19 protein-coding genes and 1 pseudogene are annotated in these 25,506 nt (G+C 41.9%); 11 read left to right on the forward strand and 9 right to left on the reverse strand.

What is annotated here, in order from left to right:
* The first annotated feature begins 76 nt into the window (after window positions 1–76).
* Window positions 77–364 (forward strand): DUF6679 family protein, encoded by a 288-nt coding sequence (locus V5G28_RS30405; RefSeq protein ID WP_332987124.1) that lies wholly within the window; start codon window positions 77–79, stop codon window positions 362–364.
* 275 nt (window positions 365–639) lie between these two features.
* Here V5G28_RS30405 and V5G28_RS30410 read toward each other — a convergent pair whose 3' ends face one another.
* Entirely contained in the window at window positions 640–1,074 is a 435-nt protein-coding gene (locus V5G28_RS30410) for a response regulator (RefSeq protein ID WP_332987125.1), read from the reverse strand.
* Window positions 1,075–1,617: 543 nt separating this feature from the next.
* Window positions 1,618–2,580, reverse strand: a complete 963-nt coding sequence (glsA, locus tag V5G28_RS30415; protein WP_332987126.1) for a glutaminase A — start codon at window positions 2,578–2,580, stop codon at window positions 1,618–1,620.
* A gap of 822 nt (window positions 2,581–3,402) precedes the next feature.
* On the opposite strand from glsA, the gene V5G28_RS30420 reads away from it, so the two are divergent.
* The 3 genes and pseudogenes from V5G28_RS30420 to V5G28_RS30430 all read left to right on the forward strand — a co-directional run bounded on the left by V5G28_RS30420 (window position 3,403) and on the right by V5G28_RS30430 (window position 8,359).
* Complete coding sequence (locus V5G28_RS30420; protein ID WP_096565837.1) at window positions 3,403–4,551, forward strand: septal ring lytic transglycosylase RlpA family protein; 1,149 nt, start codon at window positions 3,403–3,405, stop codon at window positions 4,549–4,551.
* Between the two features lie 220 nt (window positions 4,552–4,771).
* Window positions 4,772–6,376 (forward strand): bifunctional pantoate--beta-alanine ligase/(d)CMP kinase, encoded by a 1,605-nt coding sequence (locus tag V5G28_RS30425; protein ID WP_332987127.1) that lies wholly within the window; start codon window positions 4,772–4,774, stop codon window positions 6,374–6,376.
* Window positions 6,377–6,941: 565 nt separating this feature from the next.
* Window positions 6,942–8,359: pseudogene (locus tag V5G28_RS30430) on the forward strand (IS701 family transposase).
* Window positions 8,360–8,634: 275 nt separating this feature from the next.
* On the opposite strand, the gene V5G28_RS30435 reads toward V5G28_RS30430, so the two are convergent.
* The 3 genes from V5G28_RS30435 to V5G28_RS30445 all read right to left on the reverse strand — a co-directional run bounded on the left by V5G28_RS30435 (window position 8,635) and on the right by V5G28_RS30445 (window position 13,531).
* The gene (locus V5G28_RS30435) at window positions 8,635–11,445 is read right to left on the reverse strand and encodes a protein kinase domain-containing protein (RefSeq protein ID WP_332987128.1); all 2,811 of its coding nucleotides are present in this window, start codon (window positions 11,443–11,445) and stop codon (window positions 8,635–8,637) included.
* A gap of 6 nt (window positions 11,446–11,451) precedes the next feature.
* A complete protein-coding gene (locus V5G28_RS30440; RefSeq protein WP_332987129.1) occupies window positions 11,452–12,165 on the reverse strand; it encodes a hypothetical protein in 714 nt (237 codons plus the stop codon).
* Window positions 12,166–13,195: 1,030 nt separating this feature from the next.
* Window positions 13,196–13,531: an SH3 domain-containing protein gene (locus V5G28_RS30445; RefSeq protein ID WP_332987130.1), complete on the reverse strand. Its 336-nt coding sequence runs from the start codon at window positions 13,529–13,531 to the stop codon at window positions 13,196–13,198.
* A gap of 318 nt (window positions 13,532–13,849) precedes the next feature.
* Here V5G28_RS30445 and V5G28_RS30450 point away from each other — a divergent pair, with 318 nt between their 5' ends.
* Window positions 13,850–13,981, forward strand: coding sequence for a hypothetical protein (locus tag V5G28_RS30450; protein WP_336231310.1), 132 nt, complete (start codon window positions 13,850–13,852; stop codon window positions 13,979–13,981).
* Between the two features lie 71 nt (window positions 13,982–14,052).
* Here V5G28_RS30450 and V5G28_RS30455 read toward each other — a convergent pair whose 3' ends face one another.
* The gene (locus V5G28_RS30455; protein WP_332987132.1) at window positions 14,053–15,447 is read right to left on the reverse strand and encodes an IS110 family transposase; all 1,395 of its coding nucleotides are present in this window, start codon (window positions 15,445–15,447) and stop codon (window positions 14,053–14,055) included.
* Between the two features lie 690 nt (window positions 15,448–16,137).
* Window positions 16,138–18,294, reverse strand: coding sequence for a DNA helicase RecQ (gene recQ / locus V5G28_RS30460; protein WP_332987260.1), 2,157 nt, complete (start codon window positions 18,292–18,294; stop codon window positions 16,138–16,140).
* A 459-nt stretch (window positions 18,295–18,753) separates the two neighbouring features.
* Here recQ and V5G28_RS30465 point away from each other — a divergent pair, with 459 nt between their 5' ends.
* From V5G28_RS30465 to V5G28_RS30490, 6 genes are all read left to right on the forward strand, one after another.
* The gene (locus V5G28_RS30465) at window positions 18,754–20,601 is read left to right on the forward strand and encodes an ABC transporter ATP-binding protein (protein WP_332987133.1); all 1,848 of its coding nucleotides are present in this window, start codon (window positions 18,754–18,756) and stop codon (window positions 20,599–20,601) included.
* 70 nt (window positions 20,602–20,671) lie between these two features.
* Window positions 20,672–21,043 (forward strand): DUF2237 family protein, encoded by a 372-nt coding sequence (locus V5G28_RS30470; protein WP_332987134.1) that lies wholly within the window; start codon window positions 20,672–20,674, stop codon window positions 21,041–21,043.
* A gap of 14 nt (window positions 21,044–21,057) precedes the next feature.
* Window positions 21,058–21,510: a hypothetical protein gene (locus V5G28_RS30475; RefSeq protein WP_332987135.1), complete on the forward strand. Its 453-nt coding sequence runs from the start codon at window positions 21,058–21,060 to the stop codon at window positions 21,508–21,510.
* 221 nt (window positions 21,511–21,731) lie between these two features.
* Window positions 21,732–22,079, forward strand: coding sequence for a YtxH domain-containing protein (locus V5G28_RS30480; protein WP_096565887.1), 348 nt, complete (start codon window positions 21,732–21,734; stop codon window positions 22,077–22,079).
* A 14-nt stretch (window positions 22,080–22,093) separates the two neighbouring features.
* Entirely contained in the window at window positions 22,094–22,675 is a 582-nt protein-coding gene (locus tag V5G28_RS30485; protein WP_332987136.1) for a DUF948 domain-containing protein, read from the forward strand.
* A gap of 188 nt (window positions 22,676–22,863) precedes the next feature.
* Window positions 22,864–23,676 carry a TPM domain-containing protein gene (locus tag V5G28_RS30490; RefSeq protein ID WP_096565883.1) on the forward strand — a complete coding sequence of 271 codons (813 nt, stop codon included), beginning with the start codon at window positions 22,864–22,866 and terminating at the stop codon, window positions 23,674–23,676.
* Window positions 23,677–23,934: 258 nt separating this feature from the next.
* On the opposite strand, the gene V5G28_RS30495 is transcribed toward V5G28_RS30490, so the two are convergent.
* A complete protein-coding gene (locus V5G28_RS30495) occupies window positions 23,935–24,621 on the reverse strand; it encodes a phosphate ABC transporter permease (protein ID WP_332987137.1) in 687 nt (228 codons plus the stop codon).
* Between the two features lie 35 nt (window positions 24,622–24,656).
* On the reverse strand, window positions 24,657–25,487 hold the full coding sequence (dapB, locus tag V5G28_RS30500) for a 4-hydroxy-tetrahydrodipicolinate reductase (RefSeq protein WP_332987138.1): 831 nt from the start codon (window positions 25,485–25,487) through the stop codon (window positions 24,657–24,659).
* Window positions 25,488–25,506: the final 19 nt, after the last annotated feature.

Consider the following 25,506-nt stretch of genomic DNA (forward strand, 5'->3'; position numbering starts at 1 on the left):
ATGTAAGAATATGTCTTAAGCTAGATTGACATTTGTTGTAAGCATAGTAGTTTCACCACAAAAAAGTATTATTTATATGGAGAGTAAACTCAGAGAACTTATCGGTCTGCCTAACGTGTGGCTTTTTGTCAAAAGCAGTAACGGCTGGTTAAAGAACGTAGAAATTTTAGATGTTAATTATGACACTGTAACATTTCGTTACGAACATGAATCCGATGTAGAAAACAGGGTTTGGGAGAAGACCACTCGGATTGATAATATTGCAGAGATTGAAGTTCGTCTGTTAACACTACCTAGGGGCGATAAGCAAGTACAAGAAATTAAAAATAGACTTTCCAAGCTGCTAGAGCAGGAAGAGAGATAGCAATTATAAGGTGTTCGTATAACTGCATTTGTCTACTGGTACACCGTTTGCTACTCCTGAACCAGGTACGTATGCAGTGTGTGCGGTCAATAAGCTGGCGAATGAAAGTGCAGGAGTGATTGCAGTGAGTTGAGATACGCAGCTACCATATTATTTAGCTGCGATTCACACTGTTGGAAAATGTAGTTAACGGCACCAAAGAGTAATATTTTGGCTAAAAGTATTTAGTGCTTTAGACAACCCAGGAGACACGACGCGAAGGATTTTAATCGCAGTCAAGGTAACTCTATTAACTTTATTATTTCTGTGATTAATTCTGTTGGTTCTACAGGCTTCATCAGGTAAGCTTCAAACCCAGACATGAAAGCAAGGTTACCTCCTTGTTGTATGTCCATAGCCGTTATAGCGATAGCGGGAATCGCTCCCAAGGGAGGATCAAGCGTTCTAACTCTGCGAATTAAGGAATAGCCGTCAACTTCTGGCATAGCAATATCACTAATCAAGAGATTTGGTTCAAATTGTCCCATAGCCTGTAGCGCTTGTACTGCCGATGCTGCCGTCATCACTCGAGCGCCAGCGCTTTCAAGAATAAAAGCGATTAAATTACAGTTATCGGCATCATCATCGACTACAAGTATCCGTAACCCTGCTAAAGGCTCAAAATCATCTATATCGTCGTCGGGATGAAATTTTTCAGAATCGTTTGACACGATAATATCGTCTCCTCATTGCTTACTCAATTAGGGGGAAGTCCTGCTGGGAGCTAGGTACGAACTAGCTACTCAGCGGGCGTTTAAATTAATGAGTGATGAAATCAAGCTTTAAAAACACTAATCTTATTTCCTGTGAAACATCTGCCATTTCCACAAAACTCTTAAGTCATTTGAGGATTTTAGCGGTTGGTTAATATTGAGCGAGATGGAAAAGCTTAATTTCAGCTGTCCCAAACATTGAGTTGCTCACAGATAGCTCTAATCTTCATAAAGCTGTGCGGTTGGATGGAGCGAGCGAAGCGTTTTTCCGGTGCGCCCTACACCAGTCAGCCTTTTACTTGTTATTACACTACCATAGGACTCGAAGGACGGCTGTCAGTAGCAAACAACGAAAAATGTACGGATAGCCTGTCTTGGCTAAAACGTAACAAAATGATTATTTTTTTAGGTGCTTAAAAACCTAATACCACCATCATCTAAAAAACTAGAGTGCCATGCCAAAGTGCGATCGCTTTACGGCGATCGCACTTTCCTTGTATGCTAACTGCCAAAATTTAACCTATTGCTTGCACACTCGAACAAATGTAAACCAAACTGCTGCGAAAGCTCTTCACAAACCTTAACCCCTCGAACACTATTACCGCGTGAATCGAGTAGTGGAGAAAACACTCCAATTCCCATCTTATCTGGTATTACAGCAATAATCCCCCCAGAAATTCCACTTTTTGCCGGAATCCCAACGTTATATGCCCATTCGCCTGCAAAATTATACATTCCACAGGTGTACATCACACTCAGAATGTCTTTAACGTAACGGCTATCCACGGCTTGTTTTCCTGTAATCGGGTTGATACCTTTGTTCGCCAAGGTAGCCGCCATCACTGCTAAATCATGGCAATTCACCATGACAGAACACTGCTGGAAGTAAAGGTCTAGCGCTTCATCAATATTTTGGTCAATCATGCCAAAATTGAGCATTAAGTGCGCCATTGCGCGGTTACGATGTCCTGTGAGGCGTTCTGAGGTAAATACTGAAATATCAACGAACACATTGTGTCCAGTGTATCGTTGGAACATATCCAGCATCCGGTTGAGACGTTCAGTTACATCCGACCCTTTGATTAAGCTGGTAGTTGCTATAGCTCCTGCATTGACCATTGGGTTGTATGGTCGCTTTGATTTCTCATCGAGCACAATTGCGTTAAATGCGTCCCCTGTCGGTTCTACACCTACTCTTGTCAAAAGGTAATCTCGTCCATGATCCTCAAGCGCCAGTCCGTAAACAAACACTTTGGAAATCGATTGAATCGTAAATAGCTGATTGTAGTCCCCAACTTCGTAAACGTCGCCATTGACAGTCGCGATGCAAATGCTGAACAAGTCTGGATTGACTTTTGCGAGTTCAGGAATGTAGTTTGCTACAGTTCCATCCCGTAGGGACTGGTACTTTGAATGCAAGTCCTTAACAAAAGATTGAAATTGTGAATCTTCTTGCTTTGCCATGAAGCTGACACTTGAGTGTGAAAAATTACGCTTTTTCTTCTATACTTGACAAATTTTGATGTATTCGATTTGCATACGCGAATTTAGCTAATATTCTGCTCAGGGATTTTGCTTTGACGGTAAAAATTATTCATGCAAGTAACATCTAGCCTCCTATTTTGTCACTTCAAACAGTATGTAATTTATTTTACTAAATTTTAAATAAGGTTTTAAGAAGTATGGATATTATGAGTCATCTAATATCCAGCTAGTTAAAAATTATAATGATTTGAAAGTTAACTTGAATACTGCTGTCATCTTTGAAGCGAAAACTGGGTCATTGCTTGCAAACAAACCCTGAAAAAGGGCTGAAAAGCTAGTACTTAGCAAAGGATACTTAACATATAGTTTATATCTAGTTATCAAAATCACTAAAAAGATTGATTTTGTGTTTAAACTTATTGTTCAAGTAGAACTACTGGAAATTAAGTGAAAGTATGGTAGTATAAGCCGCTGTTGAAAGCAGATACCATTAATTTTCTTTATAGACAAGCGCGTAGGCTACCCTGAACAATTTAATTACCAAATATTGTTAGGTTTTAATAATAAAATTTTTAATCAAACAAAAAACTGTTACACAGCCAAAAAGCTGTTTTGAGTAAGGTTTTGGGCTTAAAAAGTGAGTTTGAATTTGATAAATTTACCAAGGATTACGCTAGATCCCCGATCCCGAAGGCTATAGGTTCGTGGTAGTCTGTTGCAGTTAAAAGCAAAAAGTGAAAGCAGAACGAGTTGGAGTTTTAGGGATATGTCACTCATTAGTGGTGCAAAATCCCGCCAATTATGGAACTTTTGTTCTTCAGTCGCTTTAATATCGGACGCATGAATCAAAAACATTTGTGGGCTGTTGTCGCTCTATTTTCTACTGTTGTTGGGATACCGTCAGTAGGTCGCGCTCAGACGACCAAGAAAACGGCTCCATCTTCGCTACCTATTGCCTCTGGTGATGTGGTGAAAGTAGGAGAGTATAAATCCGCAGCAGAGAACCCTGCTTCAGATGCTGCTATGATGACTGAAATTCATACTCATCAACTGGCAGGACGTCAGGCGGCAACGCTCTATATTCGCAACATCCCGGTTCTTACCTTTGTTGGTCACAAGCCAGTTGCCAGCACAGAGACAAAAATGGGTGCATTTGGTAACGAGAACGGCGCACAGCTTGTCAGTACAAATGCAAGCAGCCCAACGAAGGTAGCATCAATTGGGGCAAGCGTGGATATTAATAACCAGGCTAACTCTACCAAAGATGACCCAGTTCAGAGGGCAACAGTTGTAGCAGCTAGGATAAACCAGCTGATCTGGGACAAAGTGGACGCCAGCAAGATTACAGTCAGTTGGAAAGCAGCAGGCGAATCCACAGCCAATGAGAGCCAGCAGAAAAACAACCAACTTGGTGAGCAACCACCACAAGGTCGCTATATCATCAAGGCAAATGGCGAAGAAATCGTGGAAATCGATGGCGATACACGGCTTGCAGATACAACCAATGATCGAGCAAAAGATGCACTACAAGCAACAAATCGCTTGCGCCGACTCATAGGCAATGCATCTCCCATGAACGAGATTGCCAATTTACCCCAGCGCTCATCGCCAAGATCTCTACCAAATTTGCCACAACAAATTGCCGGACAAGTGATAGCCAGCGCTAAGGGTATGGCTTCTTATTACGGCTATGATGGTTCTGGCAATCGTACCGCCACCGGTGAGAGGTTTAATCCAGAAGGATTAACAGCCGCCCATCGCCACTTACCGTTTGGTACGCGAGTCCGCGTTACCAACACCCGCAATGGTCGTTCTGTAGTGGTGCGCATTAATGACAGAGGACCCTTCATTCGTGGTCGAATTATTGACCTTTCTGTTGCCGCCGCACGGATTTTGGGGATGATGGGCAGTGGCGTTGCACCAGTGCGAGTAGAAATCCTAGGTAGGTAAGAATAGGGAGAGCTCTTGAAGTTGGGGAAACAGGAGGAAGCAGGGGAAGACAAATAAGACAAATAAATTTCTTTATCTCCCTCATCTTCCCTCACTTCCCTCACTCCCTCACTCCCTCACTCCCTCACCTTCTCATTCCTCGTTCCCCTAGTTGCTGGTCTCTTCCTCGCTTTCAGATATAAACTAACGGGGAGAGCTAGAGAAAACTAGGGGTATTTTTGTGCGCCTGTTGAGAACAGTCGCAGCTTTACGCTGCTATTTAGCTAAACACCGTTTTGAAAACCAGCTTGTGGATCAACCGCAGCCGTTGCCATTTGAGGTGACTGGTAGATCAAAGACAGCAGTTGGTTTGGTTCCGACAATGGGAGCGTTGCATGAAGGTCATTTAAGCTTGATTCAACGGGCGCGGCACGAAAATGCCACGGTGATTGTGAGTATCTTCGTTAATCCGCTGCAATTTGGTCCCAACGAAGATTACCAACGCTATCCTCGCACTTTTGATCAGGACCAATTACTTTGCTCTCAAGCAGGGGTAGATGCAATTTTTGCTCCTACTCCGGAAGAGGTAGGAGTTGCTGAGAAGAATATACAAGAATCAAAGGTTACACAAGTTATTCCACCATCTGCTATGATATCTGGCTTGTGTGGTCGTTCTCGGCTGGGTCACTTTCAGGGTGTAGCGACGATTGTTACCAAGCTTTTCAACTTGGTACAGCCTGATCGAGCCTACTTTGGTCAAAAGGACGGTCAGCAACTTGCCCTTATTAAACGGCTAGTCGCTGATTTGAATTTTCCAATCGAAATTGTTGCTTGTCCTACGGTGCGAGAAGCATCTGGTCTTGCCATAAGTTCTCGCAACCAATATTTGACCGCAACACAAAAGCTGCAAGCAGCAGTATTGTATGGTGGCTTGCAGAAGGCGCAAACGGCGTTCAAAGCCGGAATTCGTGATGCAAAAGCGCTTATAGCAGTGGTGCTGCAAGAAGTGGCAATGGTTAGTTCTGTCTTAGTGGAATATATTGAATTGGTTGAACCAAATACGTTGATGCTTATAGAAGAAAAAGTTCAGGAGGAAGGAATGCTCGCGATCGCCGCTCGCCTAGGTTCTACACGTTTGATTGATAATACTATTTTGCGCGATCGCAAGCCGATCATCGCTATAGATGGACCAGCAGGAGCTGGAAAATCCACTGTTGCTCGTCAAGTAGCGGCAAACCTGGGTTTAGTGTATTTAGATTCAGGAGCAATGTACCGCGCTGTCACTTGGCTGGTGCTGCAAAAGGGAATTGCCCTTGACGATGAGTGTGCGATCGCTGAATTAGCCAACGGGTGTGTCATTGAACTGACTCCTACCGAGAACTTGCAATCACCGATGCGGGTTTGGATTAATGGGACTGATGTTACACAAGCAATCCGCACTCTAGAGGTGACATCTAAAGTCTCAGCAGTAGCAGCACAGACCGCCGTGCGTCAAGCACTGGTTAAACAACAGCATAGCTGGGGCAAAAAAGGTGGTTTAGTTGCTGAAGGACGGGACATCGGGACTCATGTATTCCCTGATGCCGAACTAAAAATCTTTCTAACGGCTTCTGTCAGTGAACGTGCACGTCGCCGCATGCAAGACTTTAAAAAACAGGGTCAACCTGAAGTGAGTTTAGAGCAGATGGAAAAGGACATCGCTGAACGCGACTGGAAAGACACCACGCGTAAAGTTTCCCCCTTAAAAAAAGCACCAGATGCCGTTGAAATTAAAACTGATGGTTTGAGCGTTTCTGAAGTCACAGAACAAATTGTTGACTATTACCAGCAGCGATTATCTCAATAGTTTCCCCCTGCTGTTCATTTTCAACCGAATGCCACAAATACAGTGTTGATTTGATTTCTGGCTCAAAGCATAAAAGCCCGGTTTCTTAAAGAAAAGAAATCGGGTTTCTTAAACTGATTGTAGCGTATTTACCCATTCCCGCCAAAAATCTCTACATGGGCGCTTTGACAGGCAGTTGTTACAGCAGTTTTCACGTATTTGAACCACACTGTAAGGGCACAGCATTGCTGTGCCCCTACGGCAAATATGGTCTATTTACCTGAAAATAGCTCTAAAATCAGGTTTAGCTTGCCAGACGATAATTATTAATTGCAAGCAGAATCAACTTATGCAGTTGGCAATGACGGCGTGTTCAGTCGCCAACCTTTTGCAGATACTAAGAATGAATCCAGCCAGGACTAGAAGCAAGCTTTACCCACTCGCGAGAAGATTTGCTTACCCTGACGTTGACATCGTATTGATAAGGGATGGCACCGATTTTTTCGTAATTATCCCTCTTGTGTCACTTTCCCAATATTCTGAATAAAAGGATTAAAAGAAAAAACTCTGGAAGGTAAGCAGGGCAATGGATGTAGAATTACAAATCCTGAAACATTTGGCAATCTTATGCCCACCCAACAGTTGCGATTGCGCGGAGTGCAGTGCCCAAAGGGCAATCGTAGATGAATATTGTGCAGAGTATCAAGATCTATTGAAAGAAGTAAGAAATTATGAGTGCTTCAAATATTTGCACTTAGGAATAATCTCGCCAATAAAAAGAAAATCATTACCAGAAATTGCTAAAGTAGTAAGTATAAACTCAGCGAGCGTCATTACATCATTTTATAGCAAATTCAGATTGGTCAGTCAATGAATTAAAAATCAGAAGATTAAATAAAATTAAGAGAGTATTAAATGGAAATGCAATGACGCTAGTGATACATGAAACCGGGGATAGGAAAAAAGGTAAAAAAACTGATTATGTGGCAAGACAATATTTGGGAAGTGTGGGGAAAGTAGATAATGGGATAGTTTCAGTCAATGCTTATGGAGTTTACTCTAACATAACTTTTCCATTAATTGTAAACATATTTAAACCAAAAGGAACACTAAAGGAGTCAGATAAAAATAAAACAAAAATAGAGTTAGCGTCAGAAATTATTACAGAGTTAATTGAATCAGGGTTTAATATTGAATTAGTACTGGCTGATAGCTTATATGGTGAAAGTAGCCAATTTATTAGAAAGATAGCTGAATATAACTTAGCTTACGTTGTATCAATTTCGTTGTAATCATGGAGTCTGGCTACCAGCATATCAAAGCATTAGGGTGAATAAGTGGTGTAAATTCTCCAGAACATTTAACAATCAAAAATCAGAAACTAGATATATCCGAGAAATAATTTATGGTAAAAAAAGAGCCATAACTTACTGGGAAATAACAACTGACCCAGAAACTATGCCGGAGAATTCTACTTCTTTCGTAATGACAAACCTTCAAGGTAATCTCAAAAAAACTTTAGGCAACTTATATGGATTAAGAACCTGGGTAGAATATGGTTTCCGACAGTGTAAACAGGAACTAGGTTGGACAGACTATCGTTTCACAAATTTCCAACATATTGAGAGGTGGTGAGCCAGCGCGTTGCGGGGGTTCCCCCCGTTGTAGCGACTGGCGAACCCGAAGGGTGGGAAATCATTTTTTGTGTTTACACTGCGGATTAGTTTAAATTCTTTAGCATTTTTAGGATTAAATCAATCTCGTCAAATTGAGATTGAGGTACAAGAAAATAGGGATATTCATTTTTCTAATCATAAACAATGGAACCATAAATGCGGATGGAAGAATACTTTAAATAATCTGCGTCTAATTATCCAACCACTCTTACTATTTTGGTTGATTTATCCTTGGCTAGACATTTTACCCAATTCTAAGTTATTGCTGGGATTCAATCATTTAATTGCTGCAATGAATCAATTTAAACCCGGTTTGGCTTCTGGATAATTTAACTCATTTACTACTTGCTTACTCCGGAAAGTGACAGAAGAGGGATAGAACCAGGACCAGAACGGATGGCAACTCCAATTGGGGCAGTTACCAACACTGTGCAAACAGGTTTAATTCCTTGTCGCAGTTGACATAGCTGTTCTGCTGGGGTTTGATTTTGAGTAGCACCGGCGCTCCCAGTTCCGCCAGTTACGATTAGTGTTAAAAATCCTAAGGCTGTTTACTAAACGCTTACTTTAGAGTTGCTGTCAGGAGAAGTTATTTTACCTTTTTTAATTTTTCTCATTTACTTCTATCAAATCCAAAGTCATCTCATTAAACGGTTTTAAAATACTCTTAAATTCATCTTTAAAAGTAGGAAATGTAAAATCAGGATATTTTCTAATATCAATATTTGTGGCTTTATCTATTGCTTCTCTTAGCTTTTTAATATCTTTAAACAATAAATCCATTCTAGAGGTATCATGGTCTCCTTTTTTGTAATAAGAGTCTTCACTTTCAGTAAAAGTTAATTTTAGATATATAGAGACTATTATTCTTATCACTTCTTGAAAGTTGAAAATTTTCTGGTCTTGGTCTGATCTTTGTTTTAGAAAGAATTTTTTAAAACTTTCTTCAACCACTGGTTTTTCTTTAATTTTTATTTTAATTTCAACATTTTGATTCTTTATTTTGAGCCTATTAATGTCACTGTTAATAAGGTCTGTAATGTATGGTTTACTTTGTGTATTCTTATCAAGATTAACAAAAAATATTTGATAAATATATATTCCTATCATATTTAAATAATACACACAAGGATCTATATATTTATAGTAGATACACTCTTCACTATTAGATATATGGTCTTTAATATTTATAGGCTCTGTAGTACTTTTATCACTAGAGACTAAATGAACATTGTCTATAGTATTATTATTAGAAATTCTCACAACTTTCAATAATAAATTATTGCTATTTTTTGACTTTAATATAATCCAATCGTCTTCTCCAATAACATCTCCATATGGTGATGAGTCAAGAAACTTATATGTTATCTTTTCGTTACTCCCATTTTTTATTAAAAGTATTTTTCGACGCATAAATGTTAAATAATTAGGCACAAAAGGATTTCCTATATCTCGTGTAACTTTCGTGTATACAAAATCACTTCTTAAATCTCTCTCATAAAATGTTTTTGTTTTATATAGTTTAAACTTAAGATTTAGAGCATTTGGTAGATTATTCCTCTTAGAAATAGCAAAATTTGTTGGAAGTAGCTCACTAAATGAAAAATTGCTAGATTCATCTTGAAAGTTAAGTAATTCTTCTACTAATTTAGATATTTGCTCGAAATACCAAAATCCTTTTCCAAATCGTTCCCACAACTTATCTGCCTGCATATTTTGTAATTCTTTTATGGTTTCCAAAAAGCCGATATCCTGTGAAGATTTTGCGTTGTTCCACTCACGTACAAAAAGAGGATTATTTCTGTTTCTAACTTTATACTTGCCACCACGATCCTCAGTTATTTTTAATAAGCTTTCTAGCAAAATACCCACTGCATTTTTTGGTTTATGTTCGGGATTATTAGCCTTACTTAAAGAATAAAAGGTATTATCTACCTTATAAAGCATACACTGCAAAATAATTTCAACAATATCAGATGGAGCATAAGATGACGAGGATTTATTAAGTTTAAATGGCTCAAACACTTGAACTAAACTTGGTTCGCTAGATTGAAAATCAGAAAGTTTAAGATAGTCTTCCATTATATCCTTAACATTTTTCCCTTCTTGATCGTAAATCACTCTAATGTTCTCGTAAAAACGCTCTGGTGATTCACCACAAGTGATTAAGTCATATACAATAGCTCCAAAACCAAACAAGTCAGTTCGTATTGTTTGCATTTTGTACAAAATAACTTGCGTTTTTTTATCATTACTTAAATCATTTATTTTTGTATTTAAAGTAATACATATGGCAGGATTTTCATTGTCAGTTTTATTATCAATAACAATTGACTGAATACGATATGCTTTTCTATTCTTACTAAAAACTATATAATCATCGTTCTCAATAATTGTATCGCGAAGTTTAGGATCGTAAGTAATTAGCTTGACATCACAATTGTCTTCATTGTGGTTACATACTTCAACTTCTACATCACAAATATCGAAATAATCTTTTTGTTCGGGTGAACGATAGTGACGGGTACCAAGAGGTAGTTGTAAATTAGCTACTGGCAAAGCTTCAAATCTTGGCTGCTCCCCTGTATAAAGGAAACCTAAGTCACCAATCACACTCTTAACTTCAAGACCATCTGATTTAACAAAGATGTTTGCAGGTTTCAAATCAAGGTGATATAAATCTGCTTTATGAATAGTTTCAAGACCTTGAGCAATATCCAATAAATACGGAAGTATAGTAGCTATACGATCTTCAAAAGTCATTTGTCTTAGAATATCGTAACCTGTAAGCTCATATTTTATTTTTTTCTCTTCATTTGTACCGCTTTTCTTTTGTTTTTCTTCTTCTGATTTTTTCCGAGAATTTAAAAGCTTACTTCCACTCGGTAGCTCTATAAATTTTCCAATACCTCCTTCTAAAAGATTTTTCAGTGTAGAGTCGTATCTCTCTGTTACAAGAGCATAGTTTGAGAGATTCAAGGAGCTAAACTTACTCTTTAATTCTTGATATAGTTCTGATTCTTTAAACTCTCTTGTCCAACCTACTATTTTAATAACACGAGTAAGCTTTGAGTCGGGGCTAAGTTCTAAAATGTGTTTTGTAGATTGAATTTCACTTTCAAAACGTTCTTTTATACCATCTGGTGTAGATTTAGTATTTTCCTTCTCTAGGATAGATTCGGGATTTTCATTGCTAACACCAGGAGCAGAATATTCGTAAAGAATTTTAACAGCTAATTTATCATTTACACGATTTGAGGCTGCAAATACTACACCAAAAGTTCCATCACCCAGTTTAATAGGTTCGTTATTCTTGTCAACTTCTAAATAAAATATTTGGTCGCTTTCTTGATCTTTAAATGAATATCTATTTATCTGAGCATTGTCATTATAATCATTTGATTGTAATATCATAACACTTTAATCCTTCACTAAAATAAATACAAAATATTCTGACTGACTGTGTTCGGGGTTATATCTAACGAGAACTGCCTTTTCAACAACGCTTTTATCTAATGAGATGACTATTTCTGGAAAATTTTCAAACTGTATTATGTCACCAGAGGAGTATTCTTCAAATTTAAATAATTGCGAAAACCGTGGTGACAATTCTGTCGTCTTTACTCCATTTATTTGATCTGCCCAGATTTTTACATATACTTCCCCATTTTTATCTATTTTGAATCCAAAACGATTTTTCTTTTCTATTGTCCTGACATAAGACCAAACTGTCTTATATGCAGGAATTAATTTAACGTATCGAATTAAAACTGATTTATCCTCACCTACCTCTTGATGCCACCAATTCCTATGATTAATTATTAAATGAAATCCAGTAGTAAAAGGAATACTTTGAAAGTTTATTGTTGGTGTATTTTCTGGTAAACTTTTATCTATTGATTTCGTATTTATTGGCTGCGTAGGAGTCTCTGTAGCTATAGACTCATTTTGGGTACTTATTAATTCTATATTAAAATTTATTGCATTGTATATCTGTTGTGTGTTTCCTAATTCTACTTTAAGCTCTTTAATTGCGATAAAATCTCCAAATTGAACATTGAATAGTTCTATATTATTTGGCACTAATTTTTGAAAATATTCAACTATTTTTACTAAAATTTCTTTGTTTAACATTATTTTTTACCTCTATATTTTATATATGGCAATCCTAAATAATTCATGAAAAAAGACCCTATTAATGGAGCTTATGGAAGCCAAAAAAATGACGGAAAAGATGAACATAGGTGTTTATAAATAGATTGCAAAGATAGCTTGTGATGATAATAACTACAAGGTAGACTGTCATCATTTCGGAAATTACCGAAAATGGGATAATTGCTCTTAGCGACCATTTTTTCCCTGTTATACAAAGTAATGCTAGAAAGTCTGCCATGAAGTAACAACAAATCTCAATCTCTGAGTGCCATCAGAATTTGAGATGCTCATTACAACAAAGCCCTCTTGTGATTTGAGAGATCACGAAAGATTTTTTTCTAACGTCTTATATACATTGATACAGCACATTGCAAGTAAATGAAGTACTACAAAGTTGTCTCAAAGCCAGACAGAAAGCCCTTTTGACTTCTGACTTCTGACTTTTGACTTCTGACTTTTGACTTCTGACTTTTGACTTCTGCTGTATCCATACGATATCCGGAAGATTTATTATGTAAATTTTTGTAGATTCCAAATTTTTACAACTTAAAGCTAATAGCATCAACCTTTTCAGCTACTTGGCACAAAGTAACGCTTTCTCTAGCTTTAGCTCTTTTTAGTGCATCTTCTCACCTCCGATGACCTAAAAACTTTCCTAATCCTATTTTTGTAATTCCTACAGAGCAAGCTTTCTAAGCTTTTTTGTTCGTCGAACTTACGTCCTTTTAGGGGAGGGAAGAGGAGCAGCTTTTACACTGAGAGAGACTTTAAATTTTGGGTTTTAAAGTTATATTAATTTGAAAAAAGAATGCGACAGATACACACTCCCAAACCCTAGTTTTATCTAGCTTTGTTAATGCCGTACCTTGTGAATGAGCGAATTTTGAATTGGTATAAGCCCCCTCTATAAGAAACAGGGGCAACCAACGATGTTGTAAAGATTTATTGCCAGACGATAATTATAAATTGCAAGCAGAATCAACTTATGCAGTTGGCAATGACGGCGTATTTAGTCGCCAACCTTTTGCAAATACTGAGAATGAATCCAGCCAGAACGATCAGCAAGCTTTACCCACTCGCGAGAAGATTTGCTTACCCTGACGTTGACATCGTGTTGATAAGGGATGGCACCGATTTTTTCGTAATTAGAACCAGGACCAGAGCGGATGGCAACTCCAATTGGGGCAGTTACCAACACTGTGCAAACAGGTTTAATTCCTTGTCGCAGTTGACATAGCTGTTCTGCTGGGGTTTGATTTTGAGTAGCACCTGCTGGCACAGTTCCGCCAGTTACGATTAGTGTTAAAAATGCTAAGGCGGTCAGTTGTTTGTTGAATTTAAACATAGTTTTACTTTTTAAATTTTCAGCTTGTAAGCTTTGTTTCTAATCTTTTATAAGTGTTGGTGAAATTAACTTATGCAGCTCGATAGTAAGTTGTTACCTTGAGGACGATTATCTAAGGGGCTAAGGTAAAAGCCTCTCTCCTTGCAGGAGAGAGGTTTGGAGAGAGGTTTGACCGATAAGAGTGAAAAGTAAGGGATGCCCGTGAGGGCGGGGTGAGGTGTAAGTGATGTCTCTCAAGAAACACATTATCAAAGTCTTATATAGCAAGGGTTGTAAGAGATGGTGTGGGTGGGATGTTTTCCCTGGTTGCAATCAGCCTTGACGGGCACTTCGTGCCGATCACAAAAGGCAAAGGAGGCGATCGCACACCGTCAGACATCCCACCCTGATTCCCCAGGTGCGATCGCCGTCGGTGGAGCAAAATCAAGAAACACCGCCGTGTCAATCTGATGTATTAAAAATGACAAAAAAATGTGGAGCTTAGATGTGTAAGGCTCCGGGCTTGCTAGCAATCGATGTGTTCAAGAAACACATTCGGTGGCTGGAGATTGAGCAACAAGTTCAAAGCCTAACGACAGCGCTTTTTTCTCGAGATTTTTCACCATGCGCTGGCGATGCTGTTGCTCGTAGACCTCAATACCAGGATCAGCATACTGTCCACTAGTCGTCCACATCAAGTAGAATAAGCGTGCGAGTTTGTGTGCGGTAGCAGTAATAGCTTTAGGGGCACCCAAACGCGCACGTAATCGCCGATAAAAACCCCCTAAAGCAGAATTGCTATGAGTTAAGGAGAAAGCAGCCATCCGAAAAGCATTGGCGGCGCGATTTACCACCGGACGAGTTTGAGAACTTTTGACCTTACCACCAGTGATTTTTTGACCAGGACATAAACCCAACCAAGAAGTAAAATGCTTGGCTGTCGGAAATCGTTTTGGATCTAATCCAACTTCCGACAAAATTGTCTGCACAGTTAAAGCATCAACACCATCAATTAGAGTAAAATCTACACCAGCCATACGGTAAAGATATTTACGTAAATCGAAATCAGGGTGATTAGCAGTTGATTTTTTTCTGCGTTTTTTTTTAGTTGTTGGAAGTTGATCTGAAGTCTTGGGCTGAAAATTACCTAAGCATTTCTCAATTTCCGAGTCAAGGGCAGCAATTTCTTGTTGGTAAACTTCATAAAGGGTCAATTCTTGTTTCAAAACAAACAGATGTTCTGGACGATAATCCCCCGTTAAAGCTTTGGCAATCTCTGTTGTACTGCTTTTAATACGGGGGTCTTTAAGAGTAGCTAAAACTTGTGGGTCTTGCTCACCGCCTACAATCGCCCTAATAATAGCCATTCCCGTTAAACCAGTAATATCACTAATGACTTTATGCAAATGTAAATTCATCTGGATCAGCGCTTTTTGCATCCGCTGCACATGGGTACTAGCACTTTTAATTAGGCTGTCTCGTTGGCGGATATAACTGCGTAGGACACAAACTTCGTCTTCTGGGCGAAAAGAACCAGACAGTAAACCGTATGTGTGTAACTGCTGTAACCATTGACAGTCATTGACATCGGTTTTGCGCCCAGGCACTGTTTTGACATGGTGAGCATTTACCAATCTGACTTCTAAACCCTTTGCTTCTAGAATTTGAAAAACCGGAATCCAGTAGACACCCGTAGCTTCCATTGCTACGGTTGTCACTTGACATTCAATTAACCAATCAGTCATGGCAATTAAATCAGGGGTGAAACATCCAAATCGACGGACATTTTTTTCTGTTCTATCTGGGGGAACACAGACCCAATGTTCTCCACCACCTAGGTCAATGCCTGCAGCATTGTGGTTAATTTGCTCCCAATGTGATGCTGCTTTTTCACACAGTACAGACTGATTGTTGCTTTGATTTGGTGGCAATTTCATAGCTGCAACCCTTATAATTAATCAAAGATGTCCTGCCTGGGTCGGTAACGTGCAAATAATCTCTCAAACGGGATAGGAAAATTTTCCTTCACCAATGTCATAACCATTAAACCCAGAACCACGCTCCTAATCGGGCATTTTTCACACCAGTCAACGCTCGGTTTTAACTGTCAGGACACTTATAAATGTACCTGCATCCATCTCTTCGAGGAACTGTTTCTTTCATTCATAACGGGTTGCAATCGCTACCCGTGGGGCGCTCCTAAGAAACACATTTTCAAATGCATATATAGCAAGGCTTTTGCAGAGACTTAAGGAAAATGTGTTTCTTTCATATGTTACTTGCGGTTTTTAAGCCGCTAGTAGGAGGCTCAGATCTTGCACCTATCCGTATAACCCAGGGGTGAGTCAAAAGCAGCGCAAGAAAGTTACATAACTTTTCTGAGCTTTTATCGGTTAAATAAGGGCTTCAGGCTTAGTATTGAGTATTAAAAAAATATCAATTTTTCTTGGTACAAGATGTCAGGAATGCAACTTAGTATGACATCATAGGGCGGGCATCCTGCTTACCCTAATGACTATCATTAGACTTCTTGCAAAAAAAAGTCCAAAAAAATGAATAATTAACCGCAGATGTAGGCGTAAGCCGTGCCGTAGGCTACGTAGATGAAGTCTACTTATGCAAGAGGTCTATTTCTTACTTTCCCGCCGCCACTTTCCCCTTACCAAGCGAATTTCATCAAAGCTGTAGCGATCGCCAAGATACTCTTTAATTGGCGTTAGGGAAATATCACCAAGAATTTCTAAGACTTGTAAAATTTTTTGCTGCTTCTCTACAGGAACTAACAAATTGAAATCTACTGATTGGTTCTTCTCTATTAAATCGGAAAGGTGACGAATAATTGTTGTCGTACGGAGGTTGCGTTTTGCCGCAATTTCTGCAACGCTAAAACCTTGTTGGTGTAACTGTAAAGTCAATAATTCAGTTTCTGAAGGTAAGTCCTGAAAACGTGTGGAATTATCCTGTTGCTCTGGCAAACCTTGTTCTTGACGGTAGGCGCGAATTTCTGCAAGAAATTTTTCACCATAGTTAGAAACTTTGTGACTGCCTATGCCAGAAAGTTTACTAAATTCAGTTAAGGTTTGGGGTTGCACCTGCGCCATTAATTTTAGGGTAGAATCGGCAAAGATGACGTATGGTGGAACAGATTGAGCGTCAGCAATTTGTTTGCGTAAAGTGCGCAACCTCTGCAACAGCATTTCCACTTCGGCGGCTTTTTCATCGCCATCTTCCCAAGTTATCTTTTGTGCTACAGGAACCGCAATGGAAACTGTTCGCTGTCGCCGCATCACTTCCCAACTTAGGGCGTTGAGTTTCAGTACGGCGTAACCATCGGCGGTTTGTTCTAGCAACCCTTGATGCAACAGAGAACGCCCCAGCATTCGCCACTCATCTGGTGTTTTATCTTTGCCAATACCGTGGGTGGAAAGTTTGTCGTGTTCGTATTGGGTGATTTTTTGGCTTTTTGCTCCCCGCAACACATCTATAATATGACCCATACCAAATCTTTCTTTACATCGAGCCACGCAAGATAAAAACTTCATGGCTTCAATTGTCCAGTCTTGCACTGGTTTAGGATAACGGCAGTTGTCACAGTTGCTACAATTCCCTGCAAAACGTTCTCCAAAATATCCTAACTGAATTGTACGTCGGCAGTCAGTTCCTTCAGCGTAGTCTATCATCTGCCGCAGTTGATGTTTGGAAATCAACTGTTCTTGAGGATCTGGTTTTTGGTTGATCAGAAATTCAATTGTTTTGACATCACCGTAACTGTAGAAGAGTGTACAGCGAGATGGTTCTCCATCTCTTCCAGCTCGACCGGATTCCTGATAATAACTTTCTAAATTACGGGAGATATCAAAGTGAATGACAAATCGCACATCCGGTTTATTAATTCCCATGCCAAAGGCAATTGTTGCCACCATAACACGCACATCATCCCGAATAAACCGAGTTTGATTTTTGCTGCGTTCTTCATCAGTTAATCCGGCATGATAAGGCAAGACTGAAATTTTATCGTGTTGCAGTTTCAGAGTAATTTCATCAACTTTTTTGCGCGTCAAGCAATAGATAATTCCTGAACCTTCTGTTTCCCGAATCAGTTCCAAGACTTCGGCGTAAGCATATTTGGTTTTGGTACGGACTTCATAGTAAAGGTTTTGGCGGTTGAAGCTGGAAAGATGGATGCTGGGTTGTTTCAGCCCGAGTTGTTGGATAATATCAGCACGGACGCGATCAGTTGCTGTGGCGGTCAGGGCGAGGACGGGAATATTTGGGTAGCGTTTGCGTAGTAACTTCAGTTGACGATATTCTGGACGAAAGTCGTGTCCCCATTCAGAAACACAGTGTGCTTCGTCAATCGCAAAGGCGGAAATGCCAACTTGATGATGAACTAAGTCGAGAAATGGGAGAAATCTGTCGCTGAGTAGGCGTTCTGGAGCGACGTACAGCAATTTCACTTTACCGCTGAGGATGTATTCTTCGCGCGATCGCACTTTATGAGCGTTAAGACTACTATTAAGAAATGTTGCGGCAATTCCATTATCTCGCAGTGATTCCACTTGGTCTTGCATCAAGGCTATCAGCGGTGACACCACCACGGTTAAACCTTTTTTTAGCAATGCTGGTAGCTGAAAGCACAGTGACTTTCCTCCACCAGTGGGCATAACAATCATTAAATCCCGATTTTGTAGCGCTTGTTCTACAATTTGTCGCTGTCCAGGGCGAAAGCTGTCGTAGCCAAAGTAATATTTCAGCGCTTGTTCTAAACTGGGATTTTGAAGCATAGGTGACTGTGTTGCATAGGTCGGCATCGTGCCTGCCTTACATCATAATCAATTAGGACCGGTTGTGATTAATGCTTAACCTAGTTGGCTTTGTGTCGTAGAGGCTACCATATCCAGCCTCTTCTAATTGCTTTTTTCTCTAGAAGGAATTTTCTAACGTGTTATTGCAATTGATTAAAAGGGAACAGGCAATTGGGAACGGGCAACAGGGAAATCCCCATAATTAAAATCACGGGATTTCAACAAGGACGTATTTACACTGTGTGCAAGCAATCTCGTTTCAAATATTTAATTTTTTCCATTAATGAATGAATTGGTTCTGTATCCTTTATCTGGGCGAGCTAATTCTTTCCCCATTTCCTTGAACCTGTTTCCTGTTCCCTGTTTCCTATTCCGCTCCCGTTGCGGGCTTGGTCAATCTCTTACTCTGTCTCGCTACAAGAGACTTTAGTCGTTTACATGCAGATCGTCCTCCGGTCAATCTCCTACTTCCGCAAGGACTTATGGTTAATCGCCACGCTCTTGGTTCTGATCGGGGCATCGGTGCTTTTGAACCTTCTCAACGCGTGGCCTATGGCAATTCTAGTCGATACGGTTCTCTCACCAACCCCGAAACCTAACTGGATTCATACGCTGTTTCTTGCCCCGTTTGGCGAAGGCAGGCTGAACCGAATTTTCGGAATGGCGATCGTCGGGATGATCATCAGGATCCTGAGCGATACCGTCATGATGCTTCGTAAAATGTTGAACTACCGCATCCAGTACAATGGAACGATGCGGGTTCGCACCCAACTCTACGACAAACTACAGGCGCTTAGTCTCGGCTGGCACGGCTCGCAGTCGCAGGGCGACGCAATCTATCGGTTGAGCTACGATAGCCTCGGACCGTGGGGGGTGATCGATATACTCATCGGCTCGACTGCCGCATCGGTCACCCTTACGGCGATGATCGCGATCATGCTGTCGCGCCATGTCCTTCTCACCGTGTTCGCACTTTCGTTCACGCCCCTTCTGATACTCGCGAATTGGTACTTTGAGGGAGAAATTAAGCGTCGAGCGATGAAGTCGAAGCGTACCGACGCGCTCATGACCTCCACCATGCAGCAAGCTATAGAGTTGATCGGGCTGATCCAGTCTTTCGGTCGAGAAGCGACGGAGTCGCGCCGGTTCGCGCGGGTGGTCGAGCAAAGCGTCGCTGCCTCAATGCGGCTGAATTGGCAGGAAACCCTTTATCCGCTCGCCGTTCAGATAATATTCGCCCTGGGAGGCGGGGTAATCTTCGGCTACGGGGGGTACCTGGTGTATCGCGATCAGTTCTTGCGTCCGGTGCCGAACGGCTTGACGATCGGTGATCTGATCGTATTCATGGCGTACCTTGCGCAGTTCTGGGATCCGTTAGGTTGGGTGTTAGGGTTCACTACCAAGATTCAGACGTTCGTAGCCTCATGCGATCGCGTCTTTGCGGTAATTGACGAGCCGCCTGCGATCGCGGACAAGCCTGACGCGCAGCCGCTTCCTGTCCGTCCCCGCACACTAACCCTTTGGGACGTGAGCTTCGAGTACAGCCCTGGGCGATCCGTCTTACGGAAGATCAATGCTAGTATCGAGCCGGGGCAGATGGTGGCGTTTTTGGGTCCAAGCGGGACGGGAAAGAGCACGCTGCTCAATCTCCTGCCGCGCTTCTACGACCCGACGGAGGGTCGCGTGCTCCTCGATGGCGTTGACGTCCGCACTCTTAAGCTCTGTGACGTCCGCAAACACATGGCGATCGTCACGCAAAGCAGCCCACTCTTAAGCGGAACAATCGCGGAGAATATCGCCTACGGTCGCGCAGATGCTGAGTACGACGAGATTCGGGAGGCGGCGATCGAATCCGGGGCGGCCGAGTTCATCGAAACCTTGCCGCAGCAGTATGATACCCTGGTCACTGAGGGCGGTCAGAACTTCTCAGGCGGCCAGCGGCAGCGCCTAGCAATTGCGCGCGCGCTCGTCACTAAGGCTCCTATACTCATCCTCGACGAACCCACGAGTTCGCTAGACTTGAAGCACGAGCAGTGGGTGATAGAGACCCTCCAGCGTCTACGCCGCTCTCGAACCATCATCTTGGTGACGCATCGGCTCGTAACCGCCGTAGACTGCGACCAGATTTTTGTGATGCAGGGGGGCGAGATCGTCGAGTCCGGCACCCATGCCGAACTCCTTGCCCGACGGGGGCTCTACGAACGTATGTTGGGGTACACAGGCTCTAAGAAAAAGCTATTGAATGGCTCTGCAGACCAGGGGGACAATCCGTCTATGATTGACTAGTGACTTGAACGTCTAACCAAATCTCCCGGCTTACTTCACAAAAAGTCACAAAAACTCAAAGGAATTAGCGATGACAGAGGCAAGAAACATACTCGGCGGAGATCTAGAAATGTGCTGCTCTTCTCCCATAACAGGATATTACCGCGATGGGTTTTGTAACACGGGTGGTATGGATTATGGGATGCATGTTGTTTGCTCGCAGATGACAGCAGAATTTCTGGAGTTCACCAAATCACGGGGAAATGACCTAAGCACCCCTATGCCAGAACATCAATTTCCTGGTTTGAAAGAGGGCGATCGCTGGTGTTTATGTGCTGCTCGCTGGCAAGAAGCTCTTGAGGCTGGCGTTGCTCCCCCCGTTATCCTCACAGCAACCCATCCTAGAGCCTTGGAAGTCGTTTCCTTGGATGATTTGAAAAAACACGCCTTAACTTCTTCTTAAATAAAATCTAAAATTTGTTTGACTTAGTAGCCGTCCATACCAGCCGATACATTGTCTGTAACTTAAGAGCGATTTTCATAGGTTCAATTAGAGTCATAATCGAGCAAGACTTGGAGTGGGTGCAACAAAGTGAAGCAATGGTTACAGTCGTTGTCGTTATCAATATACTGATCTCGCTGGTTCTTCTGTACGTAGCTTCACGAGTGCGCAAACTTAAGCAACGGCTGGCAAGGCTAACTAATATCTTTATTGCTGCTGAACGTAGTAGTCATAGGGTATTATATGGCGCACCCGTAGCTATCTCTACAGGTCAGCGAAATGTTCATAATCTACGGCAGACAAACCAATCACCACAGATACAAATCCAGCGAGTACGGCAGATTTTCAGCCTCCTTGCTCTTGGACAACAAGTATGGCGTCGTAATTTTCTGAGGTTACGCTCAAAACCTCTGAAAAAGAGGAAGTAAAGAGTATAGGAGGACACAGGAACAAGGCAGAATGTCTCAGATTATAGATTGAGTGAAGCAGTAGGTTTTAGAGTTTAGGTTACATCCTAGTACCCTGTTGCCTACATTAAGGCAACCTTTGTGACTCATTCATTGTCTCTGTAAATAGGAAGATAAAATCTTTTGGATTTCACTGCGACGTGAAAACCTGCATAAAATGGGTGTAAGGAGAGGAACAAAAAATGTCTAACAACCGTTCTGGATTATTTGTTGGTGGTATGATGATCGGAGCTACCATCGGTGCCTTGACCGGGTTGCTCATTGCTCCACGTACGGGGCGCGAAACTCGTCAACTCTTGAAGAAATCTGCCAGTGCGTTACCAGAATTGGCAGAAGATATATCAACGAGTGTGCAAATACAAGCAGATCGCCTTTCTGCAAACGCACGCTCTAACTGGGATGAGACTTTAGATCGACTGCGGGAAGCGATCGCCGCTGGCGTAGATGCCAGTTTGCGAGAAAGCCAAGCAGTGAAGCAGCAAAATGCTCAACAAGAGTCCGATACCCTTTCTCAACATTTAGATAGCTAGTAGAAGATATTAAAGTGATTGACCCCCTGTTTTGGCTGGGACTGTCCATACTCCTAGTCGCCGCCAGTCTCACTGCTGTTTTGGTGGCGGCGATACCAGCTTTGCAGGAATTAGCAAGAGCAGCCCGCAGTGCAGAAAAGTTATTTGACACTCTTTATAAAGAGTTACCACCCACTCTAGATGCCATTCGCATGACCAGTTTGGAAATCACTGACTTAACTGATGATGTCAGTGATGGGGTAAAAAGTGCTGGTCAAGTCGTCAAACAAGTGGATCAAAGCCTCGATAGTGCCAAAAAGCAAGCGCAAAACGTTCAAGTCGGCACGCGCAGTATTATGGCCGGTGTGAAAGCTGCTTGGAAATCCTTTACTCGCTCCAAATCTTCCAAGCGAACAACTGACCGTCTGCCGCCATCTCAAAAACCAAAGCTAACATTACAAGAACGGCAAGCCTTAAGGCAAGAGAATCGCTTCACAAATACGCAAGGTTACAGCATCAACAACGATTACAACGATGCTGGTGATTGGGAAAGCACTTTTGAGCAAGAAGATTTACAGCGTCAGACAGAATCTGATAATTGGTCTGATAAAGAATAGCCTGGCAAAGGTATATGAGAGTGGGGGCGCAGTGCTTTGTGCCCCCACTCTCATATAACTCACGTTGTAAGTTGTGGATCTAAAGCATTAGATTAGATTACAGTTAAAAAGTGTAAAGAAGTATCACTTTTCTCGTACTCTTTTAAAACAAGTGCACTTTTCGTGTTGAGATTTGTATAAAAAAGCTCATGCAGCATAGTTTTTGGCGACGAATTCTGGCTTTTGTGACAATATTTTTCCTAGCTGGGTCAATCTGGGTAACGCATTCTCCCAGCGCATACGCTTATGACAATCCTGAATTACTACCCGATACCCCAACCCCAGTTGTAGATTTAGCTAAATCTCTGACCAGCGTTCAAGAAGAAAAACTCGTTAAGGAACTAGAGCAATTTGAAACCGAAACCGGCTGGAAACTGCGAGTATTGACTCAATATGACCGTAGTCCAGGTCGGGCAGTCATCAAGTTTTGGGGTTTAGATGACAAAAGCGTTTTATTGGTTGCTGATTCTCGTGGCGGTAACATTCTCAGCTTTAGTGTCGGCGACGCGGTTTATGAACTCCTCTCACGCACTTTCTGGATTGAATTGCAAACCCGCTTTGGCAATTTGTACTTTGTCCGAGAAGAAGGCGAAGACCAAGCTATTCTCCAAGCTATGGAAACAGTGAAAACTTGTTTGCGTCAGGGTGGTTGCGCTGTTGTTCCCGGGCTACCACGCGAGCAGTGGATTCTGACTCTGATTACTTCAGTTCTTGGTGGAATCATCTGTGGATTAGCAGCTCAACCTCGTGAGGAGGGCCAAATTTTTGCTTGGCAATGGGCTTTAATCTTCTCTCCTTTATGGGGAATCTTATTTATTGCCTTCGGTCTTGGACCAGTCGTCACACGAACAAACGACTGGCTCCCTATCACTCGCAATATTTCCGGTTTCCTCATAGGTGCTTTGGTTGCTTACCTTTCCCCTATTTTCAGTCGGTCTTCTCCTAGTGCTGAAGACCTTTAGCAAAAGTCAATTTTTTGAAAATGAAACCACAGATAAACAACGGACACTTGCTATCTCCTGCCCAGACGCTGCGCGTTCACGAAGTGTGCCCGAAGGGCTTACAACGGGGGGAACCCCCAAGGGCGCAGTGTGCTCCAGATGCACACAGATAATTTATCTGTATTTATCTGCGTGCAATCCTTTGTCCATCTGCGGTTCCAAATACCCTTAAACAAGGGAGTGAGGGGAGATAAGGGAGTAACATCCTCCTCATCCCTTCTAACTCTCCACTCTACGGCGACGGCGACGCGGTCTTTCATCTTCTTCATCGCGCCGCAGGCGGCTACTGACCCCAGTAAAGAAATCCCGTTGGATACAAGGATAATCACTTACCCATAAGTCTCGACTGGGAATATAAATATCGGAAATTTCGTCAATACTGCTCAAATCTGGCCGATTCGACATAACCAATAATTCTGCCCTCTGACCGCGAGCAATGACTTTGTAGGGAACCCGTAGCGGCGCTTGATACTCAACAGTAAATCCTGTGTCATCGCCGACTTCCAAGTTAATCCGTTTTTCTCGGTTTTCGACAATCACCAAATCGCCTTTTTTATCGACAGTTTCCTGTTTACCAATCAACTCTTCTGAAATCCAGTAATCCAGCACTCGACCACGGAGAAAACCGCTGTACTTGTAACGGCGGCATTTTGCGTTCCGCATACTAGCCCAAAATACTGGTCCCCATAGCCAGTAAAAAGCACCAATTAGCCCGATCAAAAATACGATACCAAAATCAAGCCCCAGAAAAACTTTGACAAGGAAAACAACAGCAACTGTCACTACAGAAATGAGCAGTCGCTGCAAAAAGTCTGAAAAGTTCCCCCAGTAGTACTTGTACTGTAGACCAGTGGCAATTAGAGGAATGAGTTGTTCAAATTTCTGGCGAGTCAGTGGGACTATCATGAGTGCTAAGTTCTAAGTGGTGAGTGCTGAGTCTTTTAAAGAATTTTTTCTAATCCATATACTAACGACTTTAACTGGAGGACTTTACGAATTGCCAGTAGGACTCCTGGCATATAGGCAGCGCGATCGCTTGTATCATGTCTGAGCGTATAAATTTGCCCTGCAGCACCAAAAATCACTTCTTGATGAGCAATCAGTCCCGGTAAACGGACGCTATGAATCCTAACGCCCTCGTCGGCTTGACTCCCGCGCGCTCCTGGTAATTTCTCCGTTTCTTCCACAATTGGCTGGTTATATATTTTACCAACTTCTGCTAGCATTTGAGCAGTTTGAATAGCTGTACCGCTGGGAGCATCAGCTTTTTGGTTGTGATGCAGTTCAATAATTTCAACGTGGTCAAAATATTGAGACGCAGCTACTGCCGCTTGTTGCAGCAGCACCACGCCAATACAAAAGTTGGGAATAATCAAACATCCAGTACTCGCCTTATCCGCAAATTCTGCTAAGTCTTGAATTTGTTCTTGACTTAACCCGGTGGTGCCTACAACTGGACGAAGACCATAGGCGATCGCACTACGAACATTGTCATACACCGAATTGGGATGAGTAAAATCGACCATCACCCCTGGCTGTCTTCCTTGAGCTGCAAAAGCCAGCATCGGTTCCAATTGATTGGTAATTGGAATTTCCAAAGCTTCACCTAAACCCGCCAGTTCTCCTGCATCCTGCCCTTGAAGTTCGGGAGTTGTATCAATCGCACCCACAAGATTCATATCTGGTGCTTGCGCCACCGCTTTCACCACCTCACGACCCATTTTGCCCGCAGCACCGATGATCACAACTGGGATTGGACCTTGATTTGCCATAAGAGAAATACTTTTTACA

The sequence above is a fragment of the Scytonema sp. PRP1 genome, assembly GCF_036697665.2.
GTDB lineage: Bacteria > Cyanobacteriota > Cyanobacteriia > Cyanobacteriales > Nostocaceae > Kalymmatonema > Kalymmatonema gypsitolerans.